Here is a 1,800-nt window from a genome sequence, read left to right as displayed (position 1 = left end):
TTAACATTAATTTTCATCATAATTCATTGAGTTATGAATAATTCAGGCTAATAATTTTAAAACTTACTCATTAGTCAACTTATACATCATAATCTGCGTAATTAGAAATACTTTGGAAAATCAAAAAACATATACATAATCAGACAATTTACTTGCTTATATTGTTTTATATGCTATTTATAATTAGTATACCAAATATATTTGTAGTAATTTGTAGAATATTGATTAAATTTCAAATTGTAATAAAATTGTAATATTTTTCTTATATATTCAATTTTATTAGAGTATAATTTTAGTAGGCAAAAACAACAAAAAAATAAAAAGATGCCCGAAGGCATATTTAAAATACATGAATCATCCAATATAATAGTATTTGACTAGAACACTAGAAAGATTGGGTGATTACATGTATAAAATAAGTTTAAAGGAAAAGGAAATAAATTTCAAGGATTTAGAAAAAATGATTTTTGTATTTGTCAAGTGATTTTTCCTTCAAATTAGACGGTGACACAGGGACGGACGGTGACACAGGGACGTAAAATTATTGAAAAAGCTATCAAGGCATGACAGACGAAACGTCCCCGTATCTTTTCCGTCCCCTTGTCTTATTAAAAAAATTAGAATATAACGAATATTTAGAAATATGATTAAAAATTAGACGTTTTAGTGACGGTAAAATATTAAAATATTAAGTAAAGCAAGTAACAGAGAGGAAATGTAAACTATCACCATTAAAATTTTAGAATCATGAATTAAGGTTTTTAAAACTTAAAAGAATGACCTTAAAACTTGGAACATGGAACTTGCAACTAAAATGCGTCGCAAGACGCCTTTGTTTTGCAGCGCTAGAAAATATAAGGAGGGCTATTAATGGGGGATATCAATTACTATGCACAAAAACTAAATTCACAAAAGCTGTTTAAGGCCTATGAAACCCAAATTCCAAGAGTAAAACAGTATTTGGATGCAGAAATTTCTTTTGTTAGAGATAATCTGACAGGTAGTGAAAAAGTTTTGGAATTAGGTGCAGGCTATGGACGCATTGTAAAGGAATTGGCGGGTAATTGTAAATCGATTGTTGGTATTGACATTTCCGATGAAAATGTTTCGTTAGGTAAAGAATATTTGAAGGATACCCCCAATGCGGAAATTATGACCATGGACGTACATAATCTTACATTCAAAGAAAAGTTCGATGTAATACTTTGCTTGCAAAACGGTTTATCTGCAATGAAGATTACATCGTCGGATTTAATCAAAGAGATTTTGGAAATGGTTGTAGATGGTGGAAAGGTCTATTTTAGTACTTATAGTGAGAAATTTTGGGAATATAGGGTAATGTGGTTTAAAGAGCAAGCTAAGAAGGGGCTGTTGGGTGAACTTGATTTAGATAAAACAAAGGATGGGATTATAATTTGTAAAGATGGTTTTAAAGCGATTACCCATACCCTAGAGGATCTTAAAAAAATTGGAGATTTATCAGGATACGAATACCATATTCAAGAGGTAGATGAGTCAAGTGTATTTCTTATCATTTATAAAAAATAGATTAAAAAAATGAATATATATATTAAGAGCTTTAATATTTATAAAGTTGTTTATAATTTTCCTATATAGGATTTACATAGTAGAGCTTAATTTATACATGCACAAAAACACAGTGATTTTGGGTGATTTTGGCGTGTATGAATTAAAATTTTTCCTTGAATTTGTATAATTGATTTAAGGGAAAAAATAATATGGCTTTGTAAACTTAATATGAAAAAATAGTACAATGTTTTATAGAATTACTTCAGATTG

At 28.7% G+C, this 1,800-nt stretch carries 1 protein-coding gene; it reads left to right on the top strand.

The genetic code is table 11. The features are described from left to right. Positions 1 to 870: 870 nt before the first annotated feature. Complete coding sequence (locus BUB36_RS18860) at positions 871 to 1,548, top strand: class I SAM-dependent methyltransferase (protein WP_073153883.1); 678 nt, start codon at positions 871 to 873, stop codon at positions 1,546 to 1,548. The last annotated feature ends 252 nt before the right edge of the window (positions 1,549 to 1,800 follow it).

The organism is Paramaledivibacter caminithermalis DSM 15212, assembly GCF_900142245.1.
Taxonomy (GTDB): domain Bacteria; phylum Bacillota; class Clostridia; order Peptostreptococcales; family Caminicellaceae; genus Paramaledivibacter; species Paramaledivibacter caminithermalis.
The sequence above is the reverse complement of the archived record's forward strand: the minus strand, read 5'-3'. Positions and strand labels throughout refer to the sequence as shown.

What these genes read in the sequence shown, in the direction of transcription:
- BUB36_RS18860 (WP_073153883.1), top strand. Translation starts at nt 871, where the DNA reads ATGGGGGATATCAATTACTATGCACAAAAACTAAATTCACAAAAGCTG.